The organism is Frankia sp. CeTa3Moorea (assembly GCF_978021225.1).
Genome location: NZ_CDXDOR010000179.1, coordinates 1 through 476 on the forward strand (window position 1 = coordinate 1; position 476 = coordinate 476).

Here is a 476-nt window from a genome sequence, read left to right on the forward strand (position 1 = left end):
CGCTGAACGCGGCCTCGAGGTCGACCACGTCACGGTCTATCGGTGGGTGCAGCGCTTCACGCCCCTGCTCGTCGACGCGGCGAGGCCGTGCCGGCATCGTCCTGGGGACAGGTGGTTCGTCGACGAGACGTATGTCAAGGCCGCCGGCCGGTGGACGTACCTGTACCGGGCGGTTGACCAGCACGGGCAGGTCATCGACGTCCTCGCCAGCGCACGACGCGACCAGGCTGCGGCACGCCGGTTCTTCACCGCGGCGCTGTCTCACGGCCGCCGGCCGGTCGAGGTCATCACCGACAAGGCCGCCGTTTACCCGCGGATCCTCGACGAGCTGGTACCCGAGGCCTGTCACGTGGATGCCGCGCGGGAGAACAACCGGATCGAATCCGATCACAGCCGGTTGAAAGCCAGGCTCCGCCCGATGCGCGGACTGAAACGGCTGCGCTCTGTCCAGACGATCAGCGCAGGGCATGCCTTCG

General features: G+C 68.5%; 1 protein-coding gene. It reads left to right on the forward strand.

The window, feature by feature from the left end:
• The coding region (locus tag AC08OV_RS21405) for an IS6 family transposase (protein WP_476620189.1) at positions 1–476 on the forward strand (476 nt) is incomplete at both ends.